This window comes from Metabacillus sp. GQ13, assembly GCF_059758525.1.
Genome location: NZ_JCAXET010000015.1, coordinates 44,148 through 67,628, shown reverse-complemented (window position 1 = coordinate 67,628; position 23,481 = coordinate 44,148). Strand labels below are relative to the sequence as shown.

23 protein-coding genes and 1 pseudogene are annotated in these 23,481 nt (G+C 35.3%); 19 read left to right on the top strand and 5 right to left on the bottom strand.

Going from position 1 to position 23,481, the window contains the following annotated elements; translation table 11 throughout:
• The first annotated feature begins 7 nt into the window (after positions 1-7).
• Complete coding sequence (locus AC6CHR_RS18290; RefSeq protein ID WP_498250446.1) at positions 8-643, top strand: hypothetical protein; 636 nt, start codon at positions 8-10, stop codon at positions 641-643.
• A 175-nt stretch (positions 644-818) separates the two neighbouring features.
• Here AC6CHR_RS18290 and AC6CHR_RS18285 read toward each other — a convergent pair whose 3' ends face one another.
• Positions 819-1,037, bottom strand: a complete 219-nt coding sequence (locus AC6CHR_RS18285) for a helix-hairpin-helix domain-containing protein (protein WP_498250445.1) — start codon at positions 1,035-1,037, stop codon at positions 819-821.
• 266 nt (positions 1,038-1,303) lie between these two features.
• Between AC6CHR_RS18285 and AC6CHR_RS18280 the strand changes: the two genes are divergently transcribed.
• The 5 genes from AC6CHR_RS18280 to AC6CHR_RS18260 all read left to right on the top strand — a co-directional run bounded on the left by AC6CHR_RS18280 (position 1,304) and on the right by AC6CHR_RS18260 (position 5,320).
• Positions 1,304-1,882, top strand: a complete 579-nt coding sequence (locus tag AC6CHR_RS18280; protein ID WP_498250444.1) for a hypothetical protein — start codon at positions 1,304-1,306, stop codon at positions 1,880-1,882.
• 43 nt (positions 1,883-1,925) lie between these two features.
• Positions 1,926-2,618, top strand: coding sequence for a response regulator transcription factor (locus AC6CHR_RS18275; protein WP_498250443.1), 693 nt, complete (start codon positions 1,926-1,928; stop codon positions 2,616-2,618).
• 80 nt (positions 2,619-2,698) lie between these two features.
• Positions 2,699-3,622 carry an ATP-binding cassette domain-containing protein gene (locus tag AC6CHR_RS18270; RefSeq protein ID WP_498250442.1) on the top strand — a complete coding sequence of 308 codons (924 nt, stop codon included), beginning with the start codon at positions 2,699-2,701 and terminating at the stop codon, positions 3,620-3,622.
• Entirely contained in the window at positions 3,615-4,382 is a 768-nt protein-coding gene (locus tag AC6CHR_RS18265) for an ABC transporter permease (RefSeq protein ID WP_498250441.1), read from the top strand. Before AC6CHR_RS18270 ends, AC6CHR_RS18265 begins: the two co-directional genes overlap by 8 nt.
• Positions 4,383-4,405: 23 nt before the next feature.
• Positions 4,406-5,320 (top strand): sensor histidine kinase, encoded by a 915-nt coding sequence (locus tag AC6CHR_RS18260; RefSeq protein WP_498250499.1) that lies wholly within the window; start codon positions 4,406-4,408, stop codon positions 5,318-5,320.
• A gap of 290 nt (positions 5,321-5,610) precedes the next feature.
• Here AC6CHR_RS18260 and AC6CHR_RS18255 read toward each other — a convergent pair.
• Positions 5,611-5,724: pseudogene (locus AC6CHR_RS18255) on the bottom strand (helix-turn-helix domain-containing protein); the annotation flags it as partial.
• Between the two features lie 349 nt (positions 5,725-6,073).
• Here AC6CHR_RS18255 and AC6CHR_RS18250 point away from each other — a divergent pair.
• The 5 genes from AC6CHR_RS18250 to AC6CHR_RS18230 all read left to right on the top strand — a co-directional run bounded on the left by AC6CHR_RS18250 (position 6,074) and on the right by AC6CHR_RS18230 (position 14,021).
• Positions 6,074-9,727: an endo-1,4-beta-xylanase gene (locus tag AC6CHR_RS18250; RefSeq protein WP_498250440.1), complete on the top strand. Its 3,654-nt coding sequence runs from the start codon at positions 6,074-6,076 to the stop codon at positions 9,725-9,727.
• Positions 9,728-10,164: 437 nt separating this feature from the next.
• Positions 10,165-11,436 carry an ABC transporter substrate-binding protein gene (locus tag AC6CHR_RS18245; protein WP_498250439.1) on the top strand — a complete coding sequence of 424 codons (1,272 nt, stop codon included), beginning with the start codon at positions 10,165-10,167 and terminating at the stop codon, positions 11,434-11,436.
• A gap of 143 nt (positions 11,437-11,579) precedes the next feature.
• Complete coding sequence (locus AC6CHR_RS18240) at positions 11,580-12,479, top strand: carbohydrate ABC transporter permease (RefSeq protein ID WP_498250438.1); 900 nt, start codon at positions 11,580-11,582, stop codon at positions 12,477-12,479.
• Between the two features lie 13 nt (positions 12,480-12,492).
• Positions 12,493-13,368: a carbohydrate ABC transporter permease gene (locus AC6CHR_RS18235; RefSeq protein ID WP_498250437.1), complete on the top strand. Its 876-nt coding sequence runs from the start codon at positions 12,493-12,495 to the stop codon at positions 13,366-13,368.
• Positions 13,369-13,394: 26 nt separating this feature from the next.
• Positions 13,395-14,021, top strand: coding sequence for a YesL family protein (locus AC6CHR_RS18230; RefSeq protein WP_498250436.1), 627 nt, complete (start codon positions 13,395-13,397; stop codon positions 14,019-14,021).
• 297 nt (positions 14,022-14,318) lie between these two features.
• On the opposite strand, the gene AC6CHR_RS18225 is transcribed toward AC6CHR_RS18230, so the two are convergent.
• Positions 14,319-14,756, bottom strand: a complete 438-nt coding sequence (locus AC6CHR_RS18225) for a cell wall hydrolase (RefSeq protein WP_498250435.1) — start codon at positions 14,754-14,756, stop codon at positions 14,319-14,321.
• Between the two features lie 388 nt (positions 14,757-15,144).
• On the opposite strand from AC6CHR_RS18225, the gene AC6CHR_RS18220 reads away from it, so the two are divergent.
• From AC6CHR_RS18220 to AC6CHR_RS18195, 6 genes are all read left to right on the top strand, one after another.
• The gene (locus AC6CHR_RS18220; RefSeq protein ID WP_498250434.1) at positions 15,145-15,675 is read left to right on the top strand and encodes a GrpB family protein; all 531 of its coding nucleotides are present in this window, start codon (positions 15,145-15,147) and stop codon (positions 15,673-15,675) included.
• 109 nt (positions 15,676-15,784) lie between these two features.
• Positions 15,785-16,315, top strand: a complete 531-nt coding sequence (locus AC6CHR_RS18215; protein WP_498250433.1) for a DinB family protein — start codon at positions 15,785-15,787, stop codon at positions 16,313-16,315.
• Between the two features lie 318 nt (positions 16,316-16,633).
• Positions 16,634-17,740: a D-TA family PLP-dependent enzyme gene (locus tag AC6CHR_RS18210; RefSeq protein WP_498250432.1), complete on the top strand. Its 1,107-nt coding sequence runs from the start codon at positions 16,634-16,636 to the stop codon at positions 17,738-17,740.
• Between the two features lie 114 nt (positions 17,741-17,854).
• Complete coding sequence (locus AC6CHR_RS18205) at positions 17,855-18,193, top strand: YrdB family protein (RefSeq protein ID WP_498250431.1); 339 nt, start codon at positions 17,855-17,857, stop codon at positions 18,191-18,193.
• Between the two features lie 152 nt (positions 18,194-18,345).
• Complete coding sequence (locus tag AC6CHR_RS18200; protein ID WP_498250430.1) at positions 18,346-19,743, top strand: right-handed parallel beta-helix repeat-containing protein; 1,398 nt, start codon at positions 18,346-18,348, stop codon at positions 19,741-19,743.
• A 189-nt stretch (positions 19,744-19,932) separates the two neighbouring features.
• Complete coding sequence (locus tag AC6CHR_RS18195) at positions 19,933-20,295, top strand: DUF1801 domain-containing protein (protein WP_498250429.1); 363 nt, start codon at positions 19,933-19,935, stop codon at positions 20,293-20,295.
• A 35-nt stretch (positions 20,296-20,330) separates the two neighbouring features.
• Here the strand turns inward: AC6CHR_RS18195 and AC6CHR_RS18190 are convergent, their stop codons facing one another.
• Entirely contained in the window at positions 20,331-20,402 is a 72-nt protein-coding gene (locus AC6CHR_RS18190; RefSeq protein ID WP_498250498.1) for a DUF6877 family protein, read from the bottom strand.
• Positions 20,403-20,789: 387 nt separating this feature from the next.
• Here AC6CHR_RS18190 and AC6CHR_RS18185 point away from each other — a divergent pair, with 387 nt between their 5' ends.
• A complete protein-coding gene (locus tag AC6CHR_RS18185; RefSeq protein ID WP_498250428.1) occupies positions 20,790-22,142 on the top strand; it encodes a glycosyltransferase family 2 protein in 1,353 nt (450 codons plus the stop codon).
• A gap of 145 nt (positions 22,143-22,287) precedes the next feature.
• Here the strand turns inward: AC6CHR_RS18185 and AC6CHR_RS18180 are convergent, their stop codons facing one another.
• On the bottom strand, positions 22,288-22,473 hold the full coding sequence (locus tag AC6CHR_RS18180) for a hypothetical protein (RefSeq protein WP_498250427.1): 186 nt from the start codon (positions 22,471-22,473) through the stop codon (positions 22,288-22,290).
• Positions 22,474-23,039: 566 nt separating this feature from the next.
• On the opposite strand from AC6CHR_RS18180, the gene AC6CHR_RS18175 reads away from it, so the two are divergent.
• Complete coding sequence (locus AC6CHR_RS18175; RefSeq protein ID WP_498250426.1) at positions 23,040-23,474, top strand: DUF6526 family protein; 435 nt, start codon at positions 23,040-23,042, stop codon at positions 23,472-23,474.
• Positions 23,475-23,481: the final 7 nt, after the last annotated feature.

Here is a 23,481-nt window from a genome sequence, read left to right as displayed (position 1 = left end):
GAAATAAATGAAGACATATCAAGGTTTTGTTGTAGCAGGTAGTTTGCTGACTATTGGGTTTTTACTACTTGTTAATTTCTTAACTAGTTCGGGCTATTTTTGGTCTATCTATCCCTCTATAGCACTGTTCTTGTTTCCGGTTGGTTTGTACTGTATAACAAGGAAGAAATACATCTTCCTTTCCATGTTTAGTAGCTTGTTTATTTGTATCTATCTGGTCGTGGAGAATTATATGTATACACCGGAGTATCCATGGGTTTTATATGTGGTCCTCCCACTTGTGATGGGTCCAATTATGGTGATGTTAGGGAAACGAATAAAAACAATGAGAGTAGCAATGTTAGGTAGTGCAAGTATTATTCTTTATTATCTTATTCTAAATATATTTCTTTCCCCTCAGTATCCTTGGGTGATCTTCTCAGCATTTGCAGTGTTATGGTGGCCACTTACAATTTATCACATGAAAAGAAGAGCATATGTTAGATTCTCTATCTATGCAACCTTATTGGTTAGTGTGTTTTTTATTAGTGTGAATGTACGATCATCGCCACAGGAAATTTGGGCAATCTATCCAATCTTTGCTGTGCTTTGGTGGCCATTGAGTATGTACTTTTTCGTCTATAAAAAGGAATTAGAATCGTAATCGACAGAGGCATACAATCGGCAAATCGTTAGGATAATGTACGCTGAATGACCTGTATGAGTGTAAAAATAACCACGATCATAAAAATGACAAAAATCTCTGTTTTACAATCAAAATAGAGAGATTTTTGTCATTTTTATAGACATTGGGAATGGATAAAGGAGGTAACTGAGTATTATGATTTTTTGGCAAAAGATAGCCCTTTCTCTTTAAGAACATCATTCAGTATTCTCACCGCTTTCGGCCCAACCCCATGGATTTTCAGAATATCTGATTCCGTAACTTTGGTAAATTGCTCAAGTCGGTAAAACCCTGCGTTATGGAGCTCACGATTTGCTGGCTTACTAATCTTAGGTAGGTTACTTTCAGGTGCTGTTTTATGGAAAATGTCCAAGCTTAGACTCCTCTCATTATTGAATTTTCTATTCTAATTTTAGTATAGTCTGTTAATTCAATAACAAAAACCCTGTAAGTCAAACTATTTACCAAGGAATAAGCGAGGGGCAACCTGATATAAGCATATCGTTCAACTTTTGAATTTAAACGATTTATTTTGAAAAATTAAGCTTTTCTTAAGGAATCTATTAAGCTTTTCTTATTGTTTAGTCTGTATATTGATAATAGAAAGTGATTCTTTGACAACTGTAGGGAGGGATGATTATGACTGACAAAAAGGGATATATTCTTTTAACGAATACAGGTACATTATTCACAAAATTGATAAAGCTATATACGAAGAAAACCTATAATCATGCTTCATTCGCATTGGATTCTGATTTATTAGAGGTTTATAGTTTTGGTAGAAAATCTTCAAGAAACCCCTTTATTGGTGGTTTTGTAAAAGAGGACATGAAGACAAGTTTGTTTAATCAAGCAGACTGTGCAATCTATTCATTTGAAGGAACCGAGGCTCAAATCCAGAAAATGAAACATTATATACAAGAAATAGAAGCAGAAAAAGAACAGTATCGCTATAATTTTATCGGATTATTTGGGTTTATATTCAATAAGTCAATAAACAGAAAAAAAGCTTTCTTCTGTTCTCAGTATGTTGCATCAATACTAGAAGAAGGTAAAATCACCGATTTCGAAAAGCCACTCTCACTAATTGCACCAAATGACTTGCAGAAATTATCTAACCTTCATTTAATGTATCAAGGGAAACTAAAGGATTATACTAATAGAAAGGTAGATGATAAAGTTCGTTTTCCATTCCAACTGCGATCGATTGGTGCGTGATTTGGTTCATTTTACTAGTAACATATTTGAAGGGAGACTATAAATGGAACAGCAAATAAACATATTAGTCGTTGAAGATGATAATGATATTAATCAATTGCTATGTAGAATTATAAAAAAAAGTAAGTACTTCCCACAACCTGCCTATTCCGGAACAGAGGCGATGATTTATTTAGAAAAACAGAAGTGGGATTTGGTTTTACTAGATTTAATGCTTCCAGGCCTTAAGGGAGAGGACATTCTTGTTGAAATCACTACGAAGGGCTCAACTCCAGTCATTATTATTTCCGCCAAAAGCGAACAGCAGACAAAAATTGATAATTTACGATCTGGTGCAGACGATTTTATTTCAAAGCCTTTTGATGTTGAAGAAGTATCTGCACGTATTGATTCTCTGCTCAGAAGATACAAACAAAGCAATGAAGCCCCAAAGAGAGATCAGTTAATTCATAAAGATATTCATCTTGATTTAGAAGCGAAAAGCGTTATTGTGAATGGTACAAGGCTTACATTGACAGTCCGTGAGTATACAATCCTAGTCCTTCTCTTGAGCTCCCCACAAAAAATCTTCTCAAAATCTAATCTATTCGAAAGTGTATGGAATGAGCCCTTCTTTGGGCATGAAAATACGGTAAATGTCCATATGAGTAACTTAAGGAATAAACTCTCCAAAGCGAATCCAAATGAAGACTATATAGATACCATTTGGGGAATGGGCTATCGTATTAAATCTTAAGGTTTTCTTTAGGTTTGCCTTAGGTTTTCTTATGATTTATGACCCATACTAAATGGAGAGCTAGTAAGGAGGCTAAAAAGTTGAGTGAATATATTTTAAGAACCAATAACCTTTCAAAAAAATATGGAAAAGATTTTGCCATTGAAAATATCAATGTCACGATCAAAAAGGGTGAAATTTATGGATTCATTGGTCAAAATGGTGCAGGTAAATCAACAATGCTACGGTTAGTAACGGGGCTTGCCTTCCCAACAAGTGGATCAATCGAACTATTTGGAAGTGATAACCCATCAGAGTTAACAGATGGACAGAAAAGAATCGGTGCCATTATCGAAAATCCCGCACTTTTACCGAATATGAGTGCATATGAAAATTTGGAAGTCCACCGATTACAAAAAGGTATTCCAGGTAGTGACTGCATCAATAAAACACTAGATCTTGTAGGTCTTACGGATACAGGGAAGAAAAAGGCGAAAAACTTTTCACTTGGAATGAAGCAAAGGCTTGGACTTGGAATTGCATTATTAAGTGAACCAGAATTCTTAATTTTAGATGAACCAACAAATGGCTTGGATCCAATGGGAATCGTTGAGCTGAGGGGATTAATCAAAAAATTAAATCGTGAAAAAGGACTGACCGTTTTAATATCAAGCCATATATTAAGTGAACTCCATCAACTCGCAACTAGTTTTGGCATAATCCATAAAGGGGTACTGCTTGAAGAGCTTACAGCAAAAGAGCTGGATGAAAAGTGCAAACAACATTTGCGAATAAAAGTTGATCATCCAACTATGGGGGCAACCGTACTGGAACAGAATCTATTTACAACTGATTTTGAGGTTATGCCAGATGGCACCATTAAACTCTACAGTGATCTTGATGATGTGCGTAAAGTTTCACGTGTCTTAACAGACAATGGTCTTGTGATCGAACATCTCTCACAAACAGGTGACAGTCTTGAACGTTATTTTTCAAAGCTCGTAGGGGGTGTAGAGAATGACTAATCTAATCAGGACGGAATTATATAAATTACAACGGAATAAAACATTTTGGGTATTAACCGGAATGATAACAGGAATAAGTGCACTATTACATTACCTTGTCATAATTGGCTGGTGGCAGATGGAGGGTACTGCCTTTGACAGTGCAGGGTTAAGTGAACTAAATGCTTTATCAACATTTACCGTGCCATTATTTTTCAACTTAATTGTTAGTACATTGGCCGGTTTTTTTATCTCGACTGAGTTTTCACAAAGCGGTGTAATCAAAAATCAAATAATAAGTGGTAATAAAAGATCTCATATTTTTATGGCGAAATTTCTTGTTTTTTCAATTGGCTCCATCATTGTTACGATACTGATTCCATTAGTAACAGCTATCATTTTAGTCATCTTATTTGGTCACGGTGATATCTTGAATCCTTCTAATATCATGTATGTAGGAAGAGTGTTTAGCTTATTTACACTTCAATTTCTAGGCTATACAGCGATTATGATCGTAATTGCCATTATTACGGATGACAGTGGGAAAACAATCATTTTTTCTATATTATTTACAATTGTTATGTTTGCAATCGAAAAACTTCCTAGGTCAACGTTCATTAATATGATTTATGAGCATTCCATCTTTGGTCAATTTAGCGAAGTATTCAAAATTCAAATGACAAATGGCGAAATTGTAAAGTCCATTCTTATTGGGGTAACAACAATAATCATCATCACCTTGTGTGGTGTATTCATTTTTAAAAGAAAAGAATTGAAATAATTTTAGATAAGCGGGTGAGAGCAGTGTTGTATGTAGTAATAATCATATTTTTTGTGACAGTATCCTTGCTCACTCGCTTATTCGCTCTAAAAAAAGAAGTGAAAAAAATAAGCAAGCAGTTACAAATCTATAACAATCGAAAAACGAACAAAAAAATCGATATGTCACTTATCGATAAAGATATTGAAAATCTTGGAGTAGAAATTAATAAACTTATTGATCTGTACGTGAGAGAGAATAGAAAGAGAGTCTATTTTGAAAATGAGCAGAGACAGGCAGTTGCTAATATGTCCCATGATTTGAGAACACCATTAACATCTATTTTAGGGTACATCCAGATGGCTGAAGCGGATGATGTAACAGCGGATGAAAGAAAGAAATTATTATCGATTGCAAACAATCGAGCAAAAAGATTAGAGGCTTTATTAAGTGACTTTTTTGAGCTAAGCATTATTGAATCCACCGACCTTCACATAAAGTCAGAACGAATGAACATCAGGAATTTAACAATAGATGTATTAATGAGTTCTTACGAGCGTTTTAATGAGAAAAATATGGAACCAATTATTAACATGCCAGAAAACGATATATTCATTATCTCTGATGAATCAGCAGTAACAAGGGTCATTGAAAATTTGATTTCCAATGCCATAACCCACTCAGATGGTCATATCATCATAAGTCTTGAGGAAAAAGATGCAATGGCTAGACTGATTGTTAAAAATGATGCACACTCATTAACAGAAAAAGATGTCGACCGCATTTTCGATCGATTTTATATGGCAGATCAATCCCGTTCAGGTAAAAATACTGGGTTAGGCTTGTCAATTGTTAAAGGCTTAATGGATAAGATGAATGGGACAATTACTGGACATCTGAATGATGGGCAAGTATCCATCGTTTGTGAATGGAAAGCTGAGGAGAAAAATGAAATATAGTAATTTTGGATGGAGGATATAGTAAAGCAAGCTTGAGCTGATAACAAGTAACTTGGATATATTCGATAATAATCTATTTAAAACCCCCTTTAACGGTATCTAAAGGGGGTTTGCTATTATAGCAGCACCTTGTTATTCCTGCATAATTAAATTCTCCATTATTCAATTAAACTGACCTGTTAGCACAATAACTTCTATTGTTGAATAGGAAATTTTTTAGTTTAATAGCCGTGACTAAAAAATATCAATACCGATAACAGGTCATAATCAATCCGTATTTTTCAAGTACTTTAAGTATCTTCTTCGCTTTTGTACTCTAAAATATCTCCAGGTTGACACTCTAATGCTTTACAAATTGCCTCTAAAGTTGAAAATCGAATCGCTTTTGCTTTTCCATTTTTCAAATGCTCTATAAACTTAAAACTATAAAATTTATAAAGTGTTCTACTAACTTGCACCTTTACTATAAGAACCATACCGGTATCTAATAGTATGGTTTTGTGGCTTCCTGCGATTCAGGGAGCCTTTTTCTAAAGTTGAAGAATTGCAAATCACTCCAACTTTAGAAAAAGGTACAAAACGCACAATCAACTAGAAAACATCTTTAATTTCCAAAGGATAATCTATAGTTTTTAGGGTTAAATGCTTTTAGATAACAAGGTAACATAATAGAGAAGGGTACGGTTCCTATTTTTATTTTATGTAAGCGTTTTACTAGTTATATTAACTATTTTTTATGGGGGAATACAGCAAATGAATAGGAGTTTTAAAAGATTATTTTCATTCATTCTTGTCGCAATTTTGGTGGTCCCAGTTAGCTCGGTAACACCGGTTGCGGAAGCGGCGGTGAGCGATGATATTCCAGTTCTACTGTATCATCGAATTGTCGATAATCCTTCCAATGAATGGACGGATACCAGCGTTGAAAAGTTTGAGCAGACTATGGAGTATCTTGATGACAATGGTTACAATACTTTGACTGCAGAAGATTACGTGAACATCATGGAAGGAAAAGAAACGGCTCCTGAAAATCCGATTCTAATAACCTTTGATGATGGTACTCCTGACTTCATTACCAATGCTCTTCCAGTATTGAACGAATATAACATGAAAGCCGTTTTATTTATTGTCAGTGACTGGATAGGCGACGGCACCAGAATGTCAGAAGAACAATTGAAAACTCTGGCGGATGAACCAAATCTTAGTCTAGAGAATCACACCAAAAATCACGACGCTGCTATTTGGGGAAGTGATGGTAGTAAGAGAAGTGAAATAACGAAAGAACAAGCTGAGGAACAAATTTCGCAAGCAAATGAATATTTAAAAGGTATCACAGGTAAAGACCCAGTTCTGATGGCATACCCTTATGGTAGCTACAGTGATATTACACAAGAAGTGAACCAAGAACATGGCATTAGGTATGCATTTAAAGTTGGTTACCCTAATGAAGGCGATTATCTTATGGGGCGCCACTATATAGTAGAACAAGATCTAGTGGATATTGCGAAAATGATTGGTGGACCAGCACCATCTCTAGAACCTGAACCAGGAGACCAAACAGAGTTAGAAGTAGTTTATCACGAAACCTTTAATAGTGGCTTAGGTGTTGCAAAGAATGCAGGTAACTCACAATTAGTACCTGTTTCAGATGTCGTTTTTGATGGGAATGAGGAGGGAAAAGCTATCCATGTAAGCGGTAGAACGAACGGTTACGATGGCGTTGATATCAAATTCAGTGATCTCGGCATGGAAAATGGCAACACCTATACGATTACAGTCGCAGGTTATGTGAATGATAGTGCGAGTGTTCCAGTAGGTGCACAAGCTTTACTTCAGAATGTAGACAGCTATAGTGGCTTGTATGTAGCTGCAGATTATGTGGCAGGACAAGCTTTTACTTTAACGGGTCAGTATACCGTTAATAACGAAGAAGATTCAGCCCTACGCATTCAATCTAACGAAGCAGGGAAAGAGGTTCCATTCTACATCGGGGATATCTTGATCACTGAGGAAGCATCATCTGGAGGTAACGAAGAAGAGCCAGAGGAACAAGGACCACCAGCTAAAGAATTCACAACAATTAATTTTGAGGATCAAGAATTAGCCGGCTTTGAGCCTAGAGGCGATACGGAAACACTGACTGTAACTGATGAAGAGAATCATACTGATGATGGTTCATATGCATTGAAAGTTGAGGACAGACAAATCGCATGGAATGGTCCATCATTACGTGTAGAGGAATTTATTGAAACGGGTCATGAATATAAAATTTCAGCATGGGTCAAGTTGAATTCACCGGATAGCTCACAACTTCAGCTATCTACACAGGTTGGTGAAGGTGACGGTGCAAGCTATAATAACCTTCAAGGAAAAACAATTAGTACTGAGGATGGTTGGGTACAGTTCGAAGGTACTTACCGTTATAGCAGTACAGGCGATGGATTTGTGAGCATTTATGTGGAAAGCTCAAATAATGCTACGGCTGCTTTCTATATTGATGATATTAGCTTTGAGCGTACTGAGTCAGGAACTGTTGAAATTGAGAAGGATTTAACACCGATAAAAGATGTTTATAAAGACGATTTCTTAATTGGAAACGTTGTCTCAGCTAATGAATTCGCAGGTAATCGACTTGATCTTCTTACAATGCATCACAATGTTGTCACAGCAGAGAATGCAATGAAACCAGGTTATGCATATAACGATGACAAACAATTTGATTTTACTGCGGAAGATGCGTTAGTTAATCAAGTATCAGAATCAGGACTGGAGATGGTTGGGCACGTACTCGTTTGGCACCAGCAGTCTGAGGAATCACTGCATACGGATGAAAACGATGAGCCTTTGAGTCGAGAGGAAGCACTAGGAAATTTGAGAACACATGTCAAAACAGTAGTCCAACACTTTGGTGATAAAGTGATTTCTTGGGACGTAGTCAACGAAGCGATGAACGATAATCCATCAAACCCAACAGATTGGAAAGGCGCTTTACGTCAGTCCGGTTGGTACAAAGCCATTGGACCAGATTACGTAGAACATGCCTTCTTAGCAGCAAAAGAAGCACTTGACGGTAAGGATGTTAAGCTTTATTACAATGATTACAACGATGATAATCAGAACAAAGCAGAAGCCATTTACCAGATGGTCAAAGAAATCAATGAGAAGTATGCAGCAGAGAATGCTGGGGAACTTCTGATTGATGGTATTGGTATGCAAGGACATTACAATTTAAATACGAATCCAGATAATGTAAGAACTTCATTAGAGAAGTTTGCCTCTGTGACGAATGAAGTAAGTGTGACTGAGCTTGATATTACAGCTGGAAGTGACAATGAGCTTACTGAACAGCAAGCAAATGAGCAAGCTTATTTATACGCACAATTGTTTAAAATCTACAAAGAACATGCGGAAGACATCGCACGTGTGACAATCTGGGGATTGAATGACGCGACGAGCTGGAGGGCTGCCCAAAGTCCATTGTTATTCGATAAAGACTTGCAAGCGAAACCAGCATACTACGCGGTGGTCGATCCAGATAAATTTATTGCAGATTATGATCCTCAGGAGAAAGAAGCTAATCATGCAACAGCTATGTTTGGCACACCTTCGATCGATGGAGCGATAGATGATGTTTGGAACAAAGCACCGGAACTACTGATTAATCGATTTCAAATGGCTTGGCAAGGAGCAAGCGGGGTATCAAAAGTCCTTTGGGATAATGAAAACCTGTATATTTTGACTCAAGTTAGCGATTCTCAGCTTGATAAATCAAGCATAAATGCATATGAGCAGGATTCGGTAGAAGTTTTCGTGGACGAGAATAATGCAAAGACATCCTCATATGAAGATGGAGATGGACAATATCGAGTAAACTTTGACAATGAGACTTCATTCAACCCTGAAAGTATTGCAGATGGTTTCGAATCGGCAACCAAGGTTTCCGGAACTAACTATACAATTGAAGTGAAGATCCCGTTAACAACGATCACACCGGAAAACAACACGAAAATTGGTTTTGACGTACAGATCAATGATGGTCAAGAAGGTGCCCGTCAAAGCGCTGCCACATGGAACGACATGACTGGTGCTGGATATCAGGACACATCTGTGTTCGGGGTTCTGACTCTAGTTGATTCAATAGAGCCGGCAGACCCTGAACCAACAGATCCAGAACCGACAACACCAGAACCAATTGAACCAACAGATCCAGAACCAACAACACCAAAACCAATTGACAAAGAAACAGTTGTAGCTAAACCAGTTGATAATGAGGTACCACAAGTAGATGGAGCAGGAAATACCTTACCTGATACAGCAACCAATGCATTTAATATGTTAGGGTTAGGTGCCATTTTACTAGTAGTTGGTGCAGGCTTCATTTTGTTTAATAGAAGAAAAAGAGCATAATTATCCAAACCAATAAGAGGCTGACATATGTACAGCCTCTTATTATTCATAATTACCAATACTCATATGTTGGTACGTACTCTCTAATCGAAAGTATGAAAAAGTTAGAATCGAAATAGTATAAGGGTTTCTAATCAAGAGGTAGTAAAAAATTAGTTGCTTATACCTTAAATGATAGGGCTTTTTTCAAAACAGAAAGTAGTCACTCTACACACAGAAACTATCAATATTTCGGCGGAATCTAGTAATCTTCTGAGCGTGACAGGCACCATAAGTCATAAAGGAGTTCTATGAAATCGAATGGAAGAATAGTATTTTAATAAATAAATTTTCACTATATATTTTCATTCAGCAATTAATAATGGTAATTGTAGGACAAATCCTCACAGGAAAATGTAAGCGTTTTTATTTGGAAAATTTCAAGAGGTGGTGTAAAAATGAGGAAAAAGGTTTTGTTTCTCTGGATGATTGTATGTTTAATTCCGGTTCTTATTCTTTCTGGCTGTTCTTCAACATCAAATGAAAATAAGAAGGAACTTACTATTTGGACGTTTACCGATGAAGCTAAGTATGCAGTTGAAAAATTCAAAGAAAGAAATCCTGATGTTGACGTTAATTTACTATTTATTACAAATGATAATTACGTGCAGAAGCTCATTTCAGTTTTACAAGTTGAGAAAAATGTTCCTGATGTGTTTTTTGTAGAAAATACCTATTGGCCACAAATAAAGGAAATACCACGCTTAGAGAATTTATCACAAGATCCTTACAATGCTGAGGAAATACTTGATAAACAATTTTCATATATCCAAGATATTGAAAAAGACGAGGAAGGAATGGTAAAGGGGCTGGGATATCAAGGGACACCGGGTGCCTTTTATTACCGACGTGATCTAACGCAAAAGTATTTAGGGACTGATGATCCCGAAGAAGTAAGTGAAATGATCTCTAGTTGGGATAAAATGATGGAAATTGGAAAAAGAGTTTTTGAAGAAAGTAACGGAGAGGTTCATGCATTATCAAGTTGGAGTGATATTGATATTGTGGAAAGCTCAAATATTCATGAACCATGGGTTGTTGATGGAAAGTTAGTGATTGATTCTGTCCGGAACAATGAATTGGATTTGGTCAAAGAAGCTAGAGACGAGAATGTTGAAGCTAAATATGAAGTATGGGGGCCAGCATGGACTGCTTCAATGCAACAAGGATCGGTGATGTTTTATGCCGAACCGACTTGGGGATTACCATATATTTTTGAAAAAAATGCACCAGAAACATCTGGGAAATGGGGACTGGCACATGGACCGAAACCTTTCAGTAGTGGTGGTACTTATTTAGCGATGTATAACAAAAGTAAAAATAAAGATCTTGCATGGGAATTTATGGAGTTTTATACCACTGACTTGGAATTTTCAAAGGAATTAGCGGAAAGCCAACAATATTTTCTAAGTAATAAAGAAATTGATTCCGAATTGGCACCAAAAATGACATCTGAATTCTTAGGTGGTCAGAAGTACTTTGAATTTTTTGTTGAAGCAGGAGAGCAAGTACCTTCAGCGCCACAAACGAAATATGATAATGATATTAATAAGTTATGGAGTGAGAAAGTGAATGACTTTTTAAATGGCAGGTTAAAAACGAAGGAAGAAATGCTAGAATCATTCAAAACAGAGGTTGGTCATAATTTTCCTGAGATAGATGTTAATTAAAGGCCGCTTTCGCAAAGCATGTTGTTTTTCCTAATAAGCACTTCTTTACGTGTTTAACCTATCTTCGTGCTCTTTCTAGAAAAGAGCCTATTTAAACCATGAAGCAGGTCAGTTAATGAGACTGATGTAAAGGGGGAATGTATATGTTTTCAAAATCTTTTCGAAAAGACCATTATGGATATGTGTTTATTGCACCGTTTTTTATCATTTTCATGATTTTCGGATTATATCCAATTCTGTACTCTTTCTATTTAAGTTTCACTAATTGGGATGGATTTGGCACTCCAACGCTTATCGGTCTTGAGAATTATCAGAGACTCATTGGAGACTTTTACTTTTATAAATCGTTATTTAATACTTTATTCATATGGGGAGTTTCCGTTATACCCCAGTTAACGGTTAGTCTTATACTTGCTGTCATTTTACATGAAAAATTTGTCAAGGGGAAAAGTCTTTTTAGAGCGGTATTTTTCTTCCCAAACATTGTAACAGCTGCATCATTGGGACTTTTAGTTGCTTTAATTTTTAGTTGGCAGACAGGCAGCTTTAATCAATTTTTAATGACTCTCGGGTTTATTCAAGATCCTATAAATTGGGCTGATAAACCAAACTTTATGAGAATATTAGTATCATCCATTCTTTTCTGGCAATATTTTGGGTATTCAATGATCATATATATTGCTGGCCTTCAAGGGATTTCAAGAGATGTATTAGAAGCTGCAGAAATTGATGGCGCTTCCAAAATAAAGGTTTTTATTCACATCACGCTTCCATTATTAAGACCAATCATTATCTTCCAAGTGATCACTTCAATTATTGGAGGTATGCAAATATTTGACCAGCCCTATACCTTAACAAATGGTTCCGGTAATCCAAATAATGCGACATTAACTAGTGTAATGTATTTATATGAGACTGCCTTTACCCGGTATCAGTATGGGTATGGCTCTGCGATAGCATTTGGGTTATTCATCGTTATTGTTATTTTTTCGATTCTTTCCTTTACGATTATGAGACGAAGTACAAAGACTGAAAATATTTAAGGGGGCTTGAATGATGTCGAGAAATACTGTCGTTCAAACAGCAACTGGGAGCTCAGTACTGAAAATTCGAAGGATAAAACTAAGCCATGTTCTTATTCATGTTTTTCTAATATGCTTGGCGATCATTTGTATGATTCCATTCTATATTATGATTATCTATGGGACACATACAAATGCTGATATTGCTTCAAAATTTATCTTCCTTCCTGGTCATGCGCTTATCGAAAATTACCAATCTATGAATGAAAATGTAAATATATGGCGTGGGTTTTTAAACAGTTTAATCATTTCCAGTTGTTCTACAGCACTTACACTTTACTTTGGTGCGCTAAATGCCTATGGATTTGCAAAATATAAATTTAAAGGGAAAAAAGTACTGTTTGTATTTGTCTTAGCGACCATGATGGTACCACAACAACTAGGAATGGTTGGAACCTTCCGGATTATGTATATTTTAAATTTGTTGGATACGTATGCTGCACTTATCTTGCCGGCAGCAGCTAGTGCATTTGCCGTTTTCTTTGTGAAGCAATTTATTGATGGAACGATCCCTGATGAAATTATTGAGTCTGCAAGGGTAGATGGTGCAGGAGAATTCAAGACGTTTAATCGAATTATCCTTCCGATGCTTACACCTGCGCTTGCGGCTTTAGGTATTTTTACTTTCATCGGATCTTGGAATAACTTTATGGGTCCTTTAGTTTTGCTCTTTACAAATGAAAAATATCCACTTCCATTATTAGTTCAAATGCTTCAAGGTTATTACGGTACTAATTACGGTGTTCAATATTTAGGGGTGGCACTTTCTGTATTGCCAATCATCATTGTCTTTGCTATTTTTTCCAAGAAAATTATTGGAAGTGTTGCGATTGGTGCAGTGAAAGGCTAATTAAAAAGTAAAAGGGTGGGATATTCATGCAATTAAATGGACTAATGAAAGTTATTTATCAAGCGGGAGAGTGGGTAATAAGACTAGTCTATGCCAATTTGCTATGGATACTTTTCACCCTTTTAGGACTAGGGATTTTTGGCATTATGCCAGCTACGGTCAGTTTATTTACGCTTTTACGTCAATGGATTATGGGGGATGAGACAGTACCGGCTTTAAAAATTTTTTGGAATAGCTATCGCAAAGAATTTTTAAAAGCCAATATGTTTGGGATTATCTTTTTGGTGGTTGGCTATATACTGCGGATGGATCTCATTTTTTTAAAGACATCTTCACATCTCTTATTTCAAATCCTTCTTGTGGTGATTTTTTGTTTAGGTTTGTTGTATTTTATTACCCTTTTAAATTTCTTTCCTGTTTATGTTCATTTTGATATTTCCTTTTCTAAATACCTAAAATATGCTTTACTCATCGGTGTCTCACAGCTATCATCAACGATCATGATGATTCTTGGCAGTGTCATATTGTTTTGTTTATACTGGTACTTTTCTGGGCTTATTCCATTACTTTGCGTTAGTTTATTTAGTTTAAATATTATGTGGTTTGGCTATCGATCGTTTAAAAAAATTGAGTATGAACAACAGAATAAATAGCCGCTAGAAAAAACATCCCCCAAAAAATACAGGAGATGTTTATTGATTCTTAAAAGAGGACTGGTTTGTGCTTTAGAATAATGACGAAAAGGCAAAGCGGAAAAAATCGTATAACAAACCGTGGAGTAAAGTAAAGAAAAAGGTCGAGACTTATGTCTGTACCCCCTAAATTCGGGTTACCCGAAAATTGGGAATTTTTATAAATATAATAATCAAGAATGTTGATATCAAGGTCCTGAACCATGAATGGGACATCCAAAAGTCGAAAATTCGACTTTCTGGACTGCCCCTTATTTTCTAGCTATAAGCACCTTCGCATGTATTAGGCTGCGGTTCATAGTAACAATGTTGTTTATATTGTCCTGTAAATGGTTGATCGTACCATGTGGGTGGACACGCAGCATAAGGATTAAAATACCAAAGAGCATGCTTGGAAGGATGTTCCCTCCAATAGTCTAAGGTTTGTTTGGCTAATCTTTTTTCTACACTTCTTGCTCTGTTATAAAAAACATTTCCTTTTTGTACGGCTTCAAAAGAATAATTTCCTCCTTGTACTTGATAAATGACTTGGGAAATTGTTCTTAGATCTTTAAAGTCTAAACAATTTGCTTTATTACGATTAACAATTACATTGCCAACCATTAACATTCCCTGTTTTCCTTCACCTTCGGCTTCTGCCCTCATCATCCTTGCCACTAAATCAACGTCTTTGTCTGTATATTTTACTCTTGGCACTTTTCATCACCTCTAAAAGAAATATATGAAAAAAGCCTACAAACATGTAGGCTTTGTATAATTTTATTCTAAAAATGCAAGCACTCTGTCCATGCCTATTGGTATATCCATAGAGGTTTAGGGCATGCACTACATGTACAACAGATAAACATACTTACGGGAGTAAAATTGCTTCGTTAAGTAATGGATGCGTTAATCTAAGAAGGATTAACGCTTATTTATGTTGAAGTTATTGTGCTAAAGGTGAAGGTTTGTAAATAAGGTAAACCAATTAATTTGAACAAACTTCTGACGTGGAGGTATTTTATGCTTAATCAACAGGACTTGGCAATTCGAGTGGTGCTATTGTAAGAATATGGGTTTAAGAGATAGTAGGAGGTAATCTACAATGGTTAATCGAGCAATGAATATTTTTGTTACAGATTATAATAAAAATTGGGTTAACTTATTTGAAAAGGAAGCAATATTAATTAAAGATATATTAATAGATGAACTCGTTGACATTCATCATATAGGTAGTACAGCAGTACCAAATTTAAAAGCAAAGCCCATCATCGATATTATGCCTATTGTTAGAGACATTGAAAAAGTTAACAATTTTAATGAAAAGATGATTGAAATAGGTTATGAGCCACTTGGAGAATTAGGGATTAAAGGCAGAAGATATTTCCGAAAAGGTGGTGAAAACAGGACACACCAAATACATATGTTTCAATATGATAATAATTTTGAAATTGAACGCCATCTTGCAGTTCGTGATTATCTAAAATCTCATAAAGAAGACGTAATTGAATATGGAAAGTTGAAGGAACGACTTGCTTATGAGTTCCCTAAAAATATTGAAGAGTATAGTAATGGTAAAAATGATTTTGTGAAAAACTTAGAAAGAAGAGCGATTGAATGGAAAAGTAAAAAGTAAACTTTTATTTTTCCTTTTACAACATAATGGTGATTCGGTAATTTATAAAGCTAATTGAACAAAGAATAATTAATAAGATATTGTTTGTAGTGAGGGAGGAAAAGATGGGATGTTTTACGATTTACATGGTGAGGAAAATATGTCACCAATTGTGGGGATATTATATTCCACTGTGAAGGAAAATAGCCAACGACTACACTTTATCACTGACGGCATGTCGCAAGAAGAAGTAGATTACAAGGGTTTAAATAACAATTTTAATAGTACAGCTCAGTTAATTAAACATATCACGTATGTTGACCTTAATTGGGTTTCTAGAATAAAAGGCCAACCAATTCCCCATTCATTAAATGAGCGATATGGTCCCATGTTAGATGCAACTAATAGGCTTCCCATGGTCAACGGTCAGTCTTTGAACACACTTATGTCTAACTATGAAGGTGTATTAACCATGTTAAAAGATACATGTATACAATTAACAGATGCTGATTTAGATAAGGTTGTCACTTTTGGTCATGAAAATGAAAAGCAAGCTACCATCCGATGGGGTCTTTGGCATATAGCTGACCATAATCGCTATCATCAGGCACACATCAATCAGCTTAGAAAGTGGTATAATCAAAAATCTCTCTCGAATTAATTGGGGTCAATAGTTAAAAGGTCAGCACGATTCGGCTCTGGATTTTATTTTAGTTTAGCTATTTAGCAAAAATGAGGATGGGCGTTTCACTTAAAGGAGGCTCAACTAATCTGACCCTAAAAATAGCGTTAATTCTTCTTGGATTAACGCTACCCCTTACTTTAAAAGGTTTATTTTGAACTGAACTACAATGTCCTGAAATAACTTTTCGTTGAATACCACATTTCCTAACAAGTAGGAAATGTCAAAACCTCCAATTCCGCTTTTCAAGCCAGGATTCAACTTAAATAGACTAAGTAAAAAGGAGATGGATCATTCATGACGCGACTTCAAACACTAGACACCCCAACACTGCTACTAGATTATCAAAAGCTATTAAAGAATATAAACGAGATCGCTACATTCGCCGAAGAACAGGGTCTATCATATCGTCCACATATTAAAACGCATAAATCTGTCAAAATAGCGAAATTACAGCTAAAGTTAGGGGCGGTTGGAGTTACGACTGCTAAAATTGGAGAGGCAGAGGTCATGGCTGCTGGAGGGATTAATGATCTATTAATTGCCTATCCAATCTCAAGTCCAGACAAAATGAATAGATTAATAAAGCTTTTACAACAAGGTGTTCAGCTTAAAGTATCTGTAGATAGTGGGGAACAGTTAACACATCTACAAAGAGGACTGGAACATACTCCTTTTTCATTAGAGGTATGGATAAAAGTAAATTCGGGGTTAAATCGATGCGGGGTAGAACCAGGTATGGAAGTCGTTCGCTTAGCAAAGATAGTTATGACTCATTCGAAGTTAAAGCTTGGTGGGATTTTTACACATGCTGGGCATTCTTATGCAGCTAAGTCACTTGCTGAAATCGAGTCAATCGGTACCCAAGAAGGCCTGGCAGTAGTAGAAAGTGCAAATGAATGTGAGAAAGCTGGAATTCAAATTCAAGTTAGAAGTATAGGCTCAACACCGACGTATAAAATTGCAGGAAAAGTACCTGGAATTACCGAAATTAGACCGGGTAATGCTGTATTCTTTGATGCTATTCAAATAGGTCTAGGTGTGACAAACACAGAAAGCTGTGCACTATCACTACTAGCCTCGGTAGTTGGCATCTATAAAGACCGTATCGTTTTTGATACAGGTAGCAAATCTCTTTGCTTAGACAAAGGTGCCCATGGCAATCAAACAGTTAGTGGGTTTGGTCATATCATCGGACACTCTGAAGTAAGGATAGACCGTTTATCAGAGGAACATGGAGTGGGTGTTTTTTTACAGGAATCCCCTTTAAAGTTGAATGACAAGGTTCAAATTATACCAAATCATGCTTGTACCGTGGTCAATCTATTTGAAGAATATATCGTACATGAAAATGGACAGATAATTGATTTGTGGAAGGTTGATGCTAGAGGAATGGTTAAATAATCTAGGAGAATGAATCTTTGAGGATCATGGAAATCGGACATTTCGAACCCATCTTCAAAATGAAGTCGGACCGGGATATCATAATGAAAATGCAGAAAAGGGAAGGGGTGCTTTATGGAGATCATTAAAATGGCTAATCTGGCATTACGTTTTCTATTAGAATTGTGTGCATTAGCAGCACTTGGTTATTGGGGGTTCCAAATAGGTAAGGGCTATGTGTTGAAAATTATTTTATCTGTGGGAACTCCCTTATTAGCAGCAGTTGCGTGGGGGATGTTTGTTTCACCAAAAGCTTCTTTCCCAACAACTGGGTGGTTGCATTTGCTATTAGAACTATTTTTCTTTGGATCGGCGGTAGTCGTTTTATACACGACAGGGCATAAAACAGTAGCTGGAGTCTTTGGAATCATTCTCGTAATCAACCTAACCCTTCTCTATGTTTGGAAACAATAAATCATAACAAACTTTTCGCTCTGAGAAAACGAGAAGTTGCGCAATGGGAGGCTATTGAAAATTACTATTTGAAAATAAAGATGCTAAAAAAGAACTGATGACATGAGTAACCCATTAAAAGGTACGAATTGTTTTTATTAAGGAATGATTAAATGAAAAAATATATTTTTACTCTCTTGGCTTTAGCTTCTATAATGGTTGTTTTTGTTTTAAATCATACGAATGCCAAACAGGATAAGTCCATTTACGTAGCTATAAATGGAAATGATCAAAATAATGGTTCAAAGTTAAAACCATTTCGAACTCTAAGTAAAGCTGCTTCAGAAGCTAAAGCAGGGACTACCGTCTTTGTTCGAAAAGGAACCTATAATGAAAAGCTTGTTGTTAAACATAGCGGAACAAAATCAAAACCAATTATTTTTAAAGCTTACAAAAAGGAAAGGGTTGTTCTTAGTGGAAAGGATTTAAAGGATATTGCAGGGGATACATCCTTAGTTACAATAAATAATAAAAATCATCTTACTGTTAGTGGAATAGTGATACAGGATTTAGCAACTGATTTAACAGATGAAACAGTAATGGGAATCTATGTGACAGGAACTAGCAGTCATATTACATTGGAGAATAACCATGTTCAGCGAATTGAAACAGATGCAGAAGATGGAAATGGTCATGGGATCGCTATATACGGAACTGGGCCAATGAAGGACATTAGTATTTTGAATAATACTGTGGAAGATTTAAAGCTAGGTTCGAGTGAATCACTTGTTCTTAATGGAAATATTGACGGCTTTAAGGTGATAAATAATCTAGTTCGGCGCAGTGATAATATAGGTATTGATCTGATCGGTTATGAAGGTACCTCTGCTAATAGAAAAGCTGATTATGTGCGAAATGGTGTAGTGAAAAATAATAAGGTTTATGAAATATCCTCTTATGGTAATCCAGCTTATGGAGAAGATTATTCTGCTGGTGGAATTTACGTTGATGGTGGAAAAAATATCACCATTGAAAAGAATACCATTTTTAAATGCGATATCGGAATTGAAGCAACCTCAGAGCATGCTGGAAAATATGCTGATAATATTGACATTATAAACAATATTACTTATGACAACTTTTACACTGGGATATCGATTGGTGGATATGATGAAAATCGTGGAGGTACAATAAATTCTACGATCTCGCAAAATATACTTTACCGAAATGATACAAAAGGGCTAGATGGAGGACAGCTTTTAATCCAGCATGATACAAAAAACAATGTAATTGAAAGAAATATTTTGACTGCAGGACCATCTCGCTTATTTATTGCCAACTATTTTACTAGCAATAAAGATAATAAACTACTTTGGAATGTATTTCATAAAGAAAAAGGGGAAACTGGTATTTGGGTATGGATGGAGGAAGAATATACTTCTTTTCAGGAATTCAAAAGTGCTTCAAAAAGTAATGTGGACACCAGTTATTTAGATCCAAGATACGAAAATGCAAATAAATCTGATTTTAGACTGAAAGAGAATTCACCTGTCAAAAATATTGTAGAATGATTGTCATTCTAACTAACTAGATACATAAAATATTTTTATCTTTCTTTGTATGGAATTCACTACAAGGGATATCAATGATTAATTTATAAAGACTGAACAATATATGACGCCAAGTCCGTAAATAGTAACTGCATGATTAATTAAGGATTAAAGATAATAACTACTTAACTATGTTAAAGGAGATATTTTATGGATAATAAAGGAAGAACAATTAAAGAGGTTGATCAGATAATTATGGATTTGCCAAATGATATTCAAGAGATTACACATTCTTTAAGAAAGCTTATTCTTAATTCTTCTCCAGAACTTATAGAAGAGTTTAAATGGTCTATGCCTAACTATTCGTACAAAGGATTAGTATGTTATCTGCAAACTGCAAAAAAACATGTCAATCTTGGTTTTCATAAAGGGAATGAACTTCAAGATAGTAACCATTTATTACAAGGTACAGGGAAAACAATGAGGCATATTAGAATTATAAAAATGGAAGATATTAAACCAGAATTGTTCACCTCACTTATTCATGCAGCAGTGGCATTGAATAAGGATTAAAAAGAATTAAAAGTCAGGTTGCCGCCTGTTTTTTTTTATTTTATCAATCGCTTTGCAACCCTAAGTTGTTGCTCAATATAAGGATCGTCTTCATTACCCTCCTCCACACGCAAGTCAATCACCGATGCTTTTATCTACATCTGTTAGAATCTCTAATGGAAGTTGATGTTCAACCTTATTCGTTTCTTGTAAATAACTCTATTTGTGACATTTTCTGAATTTTTATCAATTGCAATTAATTCGACTTAAAAAATGTAAATTGTTTCAAAAACCAATTGCAACTTGGGATAACTGTGGATATAATCATAAAGTATTAGTACTTTTGATTTAAATTGTTAATGCAGATAGATGTTTTTGTACTTAAGATCTTGTTCTGTCAAGGATATTAAATATTAAAATTTTTAATAGATGTGCTATTTTAATCAGTTATCTTCTGTGTCTAAATAACCTTGCTACTATCTCCTGTAACTTTATATTAAGAAAGGTTCACGAATATGAAGCCTATATTAAAACCCATTAATTCAGAATTTAAATTCGCTAGGAAAAATCTATACATTACGATAAAAGGGAAGTTTTGGATAAGTCACTGTTTTGCTTTTCTTTGGTTTTGCTTTTCTATTTACCTTGCACTTCCCTGGTTAATGGATTTAGCCCATATCGTATCATTCCCAATTGCTTTACTTATAATTGGAGGTATATCATACATCCCTGGATACTTGAATGCTTTTTTAATATGCAGCCTTATCTTAGATAGGCAACCTCCCTTTAAAACTGAATTTCCGAATGAAGAGATCACAGTCCTTATCGCTGCACATAATGAAGAAAGAAAAATCTTTCAAACGCTACAGTATATAGAAAGTCAAGACTATCTAGGTGAAATCAAGGTATTTGTAATAAATAATTGTTCCAATGATCAAACTGTTAGAGAAATTTTAAAGGCAAAAAAACAATTAAAAATTGAAATTAATCTGCTCCATGAAGATAACCCAGGCAAGTTCCATGCTTTAAATCATGCATTAGAAGTTGTTTCAACTCCATATGTTATCACCATAGATGCAGATACGTTACTTCATCCTTCATCTATCCGTTATCTTGTAGCTAGAATGAAATCTAGTCCTGACGAAGTTTGTGCAGTTGCTGGTTGTGTTCTAACAAAGAACAGTAGAGAGAATATGTGGACTAAAATTCAAGAATGGGATTATTTTTTAGGTATCGCTTCTATTAAAAGACTTCAAGGCCTATATCAAGGAACATTAGTAGCCCAAGGTGCTTACAGTCTGTATAAGACAGAATGTATTAGAGCAGTTGGTGGTTGGCCGGATGCTATAGGTGAAGATATAGTATTAACTTGGCGTTTACTACAAAGAGAATGGAAAGTTTACTTTGAACCATTGGCTGTTTCGTTTACCGAAGTTCCTAGCACATTTAAACATTTGGTACGACAACGAGCAAGGTGGGCCAGGGGAATGATAGAAGGATTAAAAGAAATAAAGCCTTGGAAACAGCCTCAAATATATGTGAAATATTTAACTGGTGTCAATTTAGTCATGCCTTATTTAGATATAACCTACACACTTTGTTGGATTCCTGGACTAGTGTTGGCGTTTTTTGGACACTATTGGATTGTAGGTCCAATAACATTGCTTGTTTTGCCCTTAACACTTATTAGTTATAGTATTCTTTATTTCTATCAAAGAAATTTTGTATTTAAACCTTTACGGATTAAAATACGTAAGAATATTATTGGTTTTTTTCTGTTCATTCTTGGTTATCAAATGGTTATGTCTCCTGTATCTGTATTTGGTTATATACAAGAAGTTTTTAAATTTGATAGAAAGTGGAAGTGATCTAGTAATATTCTCAGATCACAATCCAATATCTTTATTAAACTATTGTCGTCCACTATTTTGCACAATGCATACCGTATGCTTGTGCTTTTTGCTTATCTACACATAATCCACTTTGATATAGACTATCTATCTAAAATTCAATTCATTTATATAACATCGTAATACGCCAACTTCGAATTATTCGATTTTTATTTTGAGCTTTATACTCAACTAATTGTTCCCACAATTGATAACTTTTCAATAAGTTACTCCAATACATCACGCATTCGTGCTGTTCTAGTATCTCCTTTCCTTTTGTATTGATATCATTCACATCTAGAACCTTCAAATTCCCTCTCTCCTAATATCTCATTATCAATCAATAAGGGGCATATTAGGCAATGAAGGGGAGATATAATGTAATCATTACGATGCCTTTACAGATATTGGATCCTCCAAAATGGATTAATTGTCAAGCGAGATCGGTTGCACTTTACGTTTCCTTATATAAAACATGGCCCATTACACTTAGGTTCCCCTGAGTTCTCAGACTGTTTATAATCTTCATCCTATTCATGTTACAATTAAAATCAAAGAAATTAATAAAGAATGCGAGTATATTAGCAAAATGTGAGAAAATTCATACTTACCTACTTTTTTTTAGAGCATGACCATCATTCATTGTCGTTTCGATATAAGTTTATCTGGGATTCCTAGATTAATTAGTTAGGTGACGTCCTTTTTATGATGAAATGTGTCCTTGAGAAAATTCCGTTGTTAAAAAAACAAGTATAATTACTCATAAAGTCGTAAGCTTAAGAATAAAATACTCGGTGTGCTCATTTATGTTGTTAACTCTTTGTGTTGCAATTGGGTTTATACAGGCTTGTTAGTAAACGATTAAAATAGGAGGCTATGATCATCGAACAACAAAACTATCAAAATCATAAAAAATTAGATCCATTATTTCATGTAGGTATCACACTTATTGCTCTGGGAATCCTTATCTTATCAATTGTTTTTTTTATTCAAAACGTTGGCAATGAGTGGTTATTAGGTTCTATCGTTTTACTCATTGCGATCATCATTGTTTTGATGGCAGTGAAATTAAGATTCTATGCTCTTCATCTTCAAGATCGAATTATTCGTGAAGAAGAAAACTTTAGGTATTATCGTTCAACTGGAAAATTATTAGATGATAAGCTTTCTCTAAAGCAAGTGATTGCTCTTCGGTTTGCAGATGATGAAGAATACCCAGAATTACTTGAACGAACATTGTCAGAGAATCTTTCACCAGATGAAATTAAGAATGCCGTTCAAAATTGGCGAGCAGACCACCAACGCGTATAATAAGTTG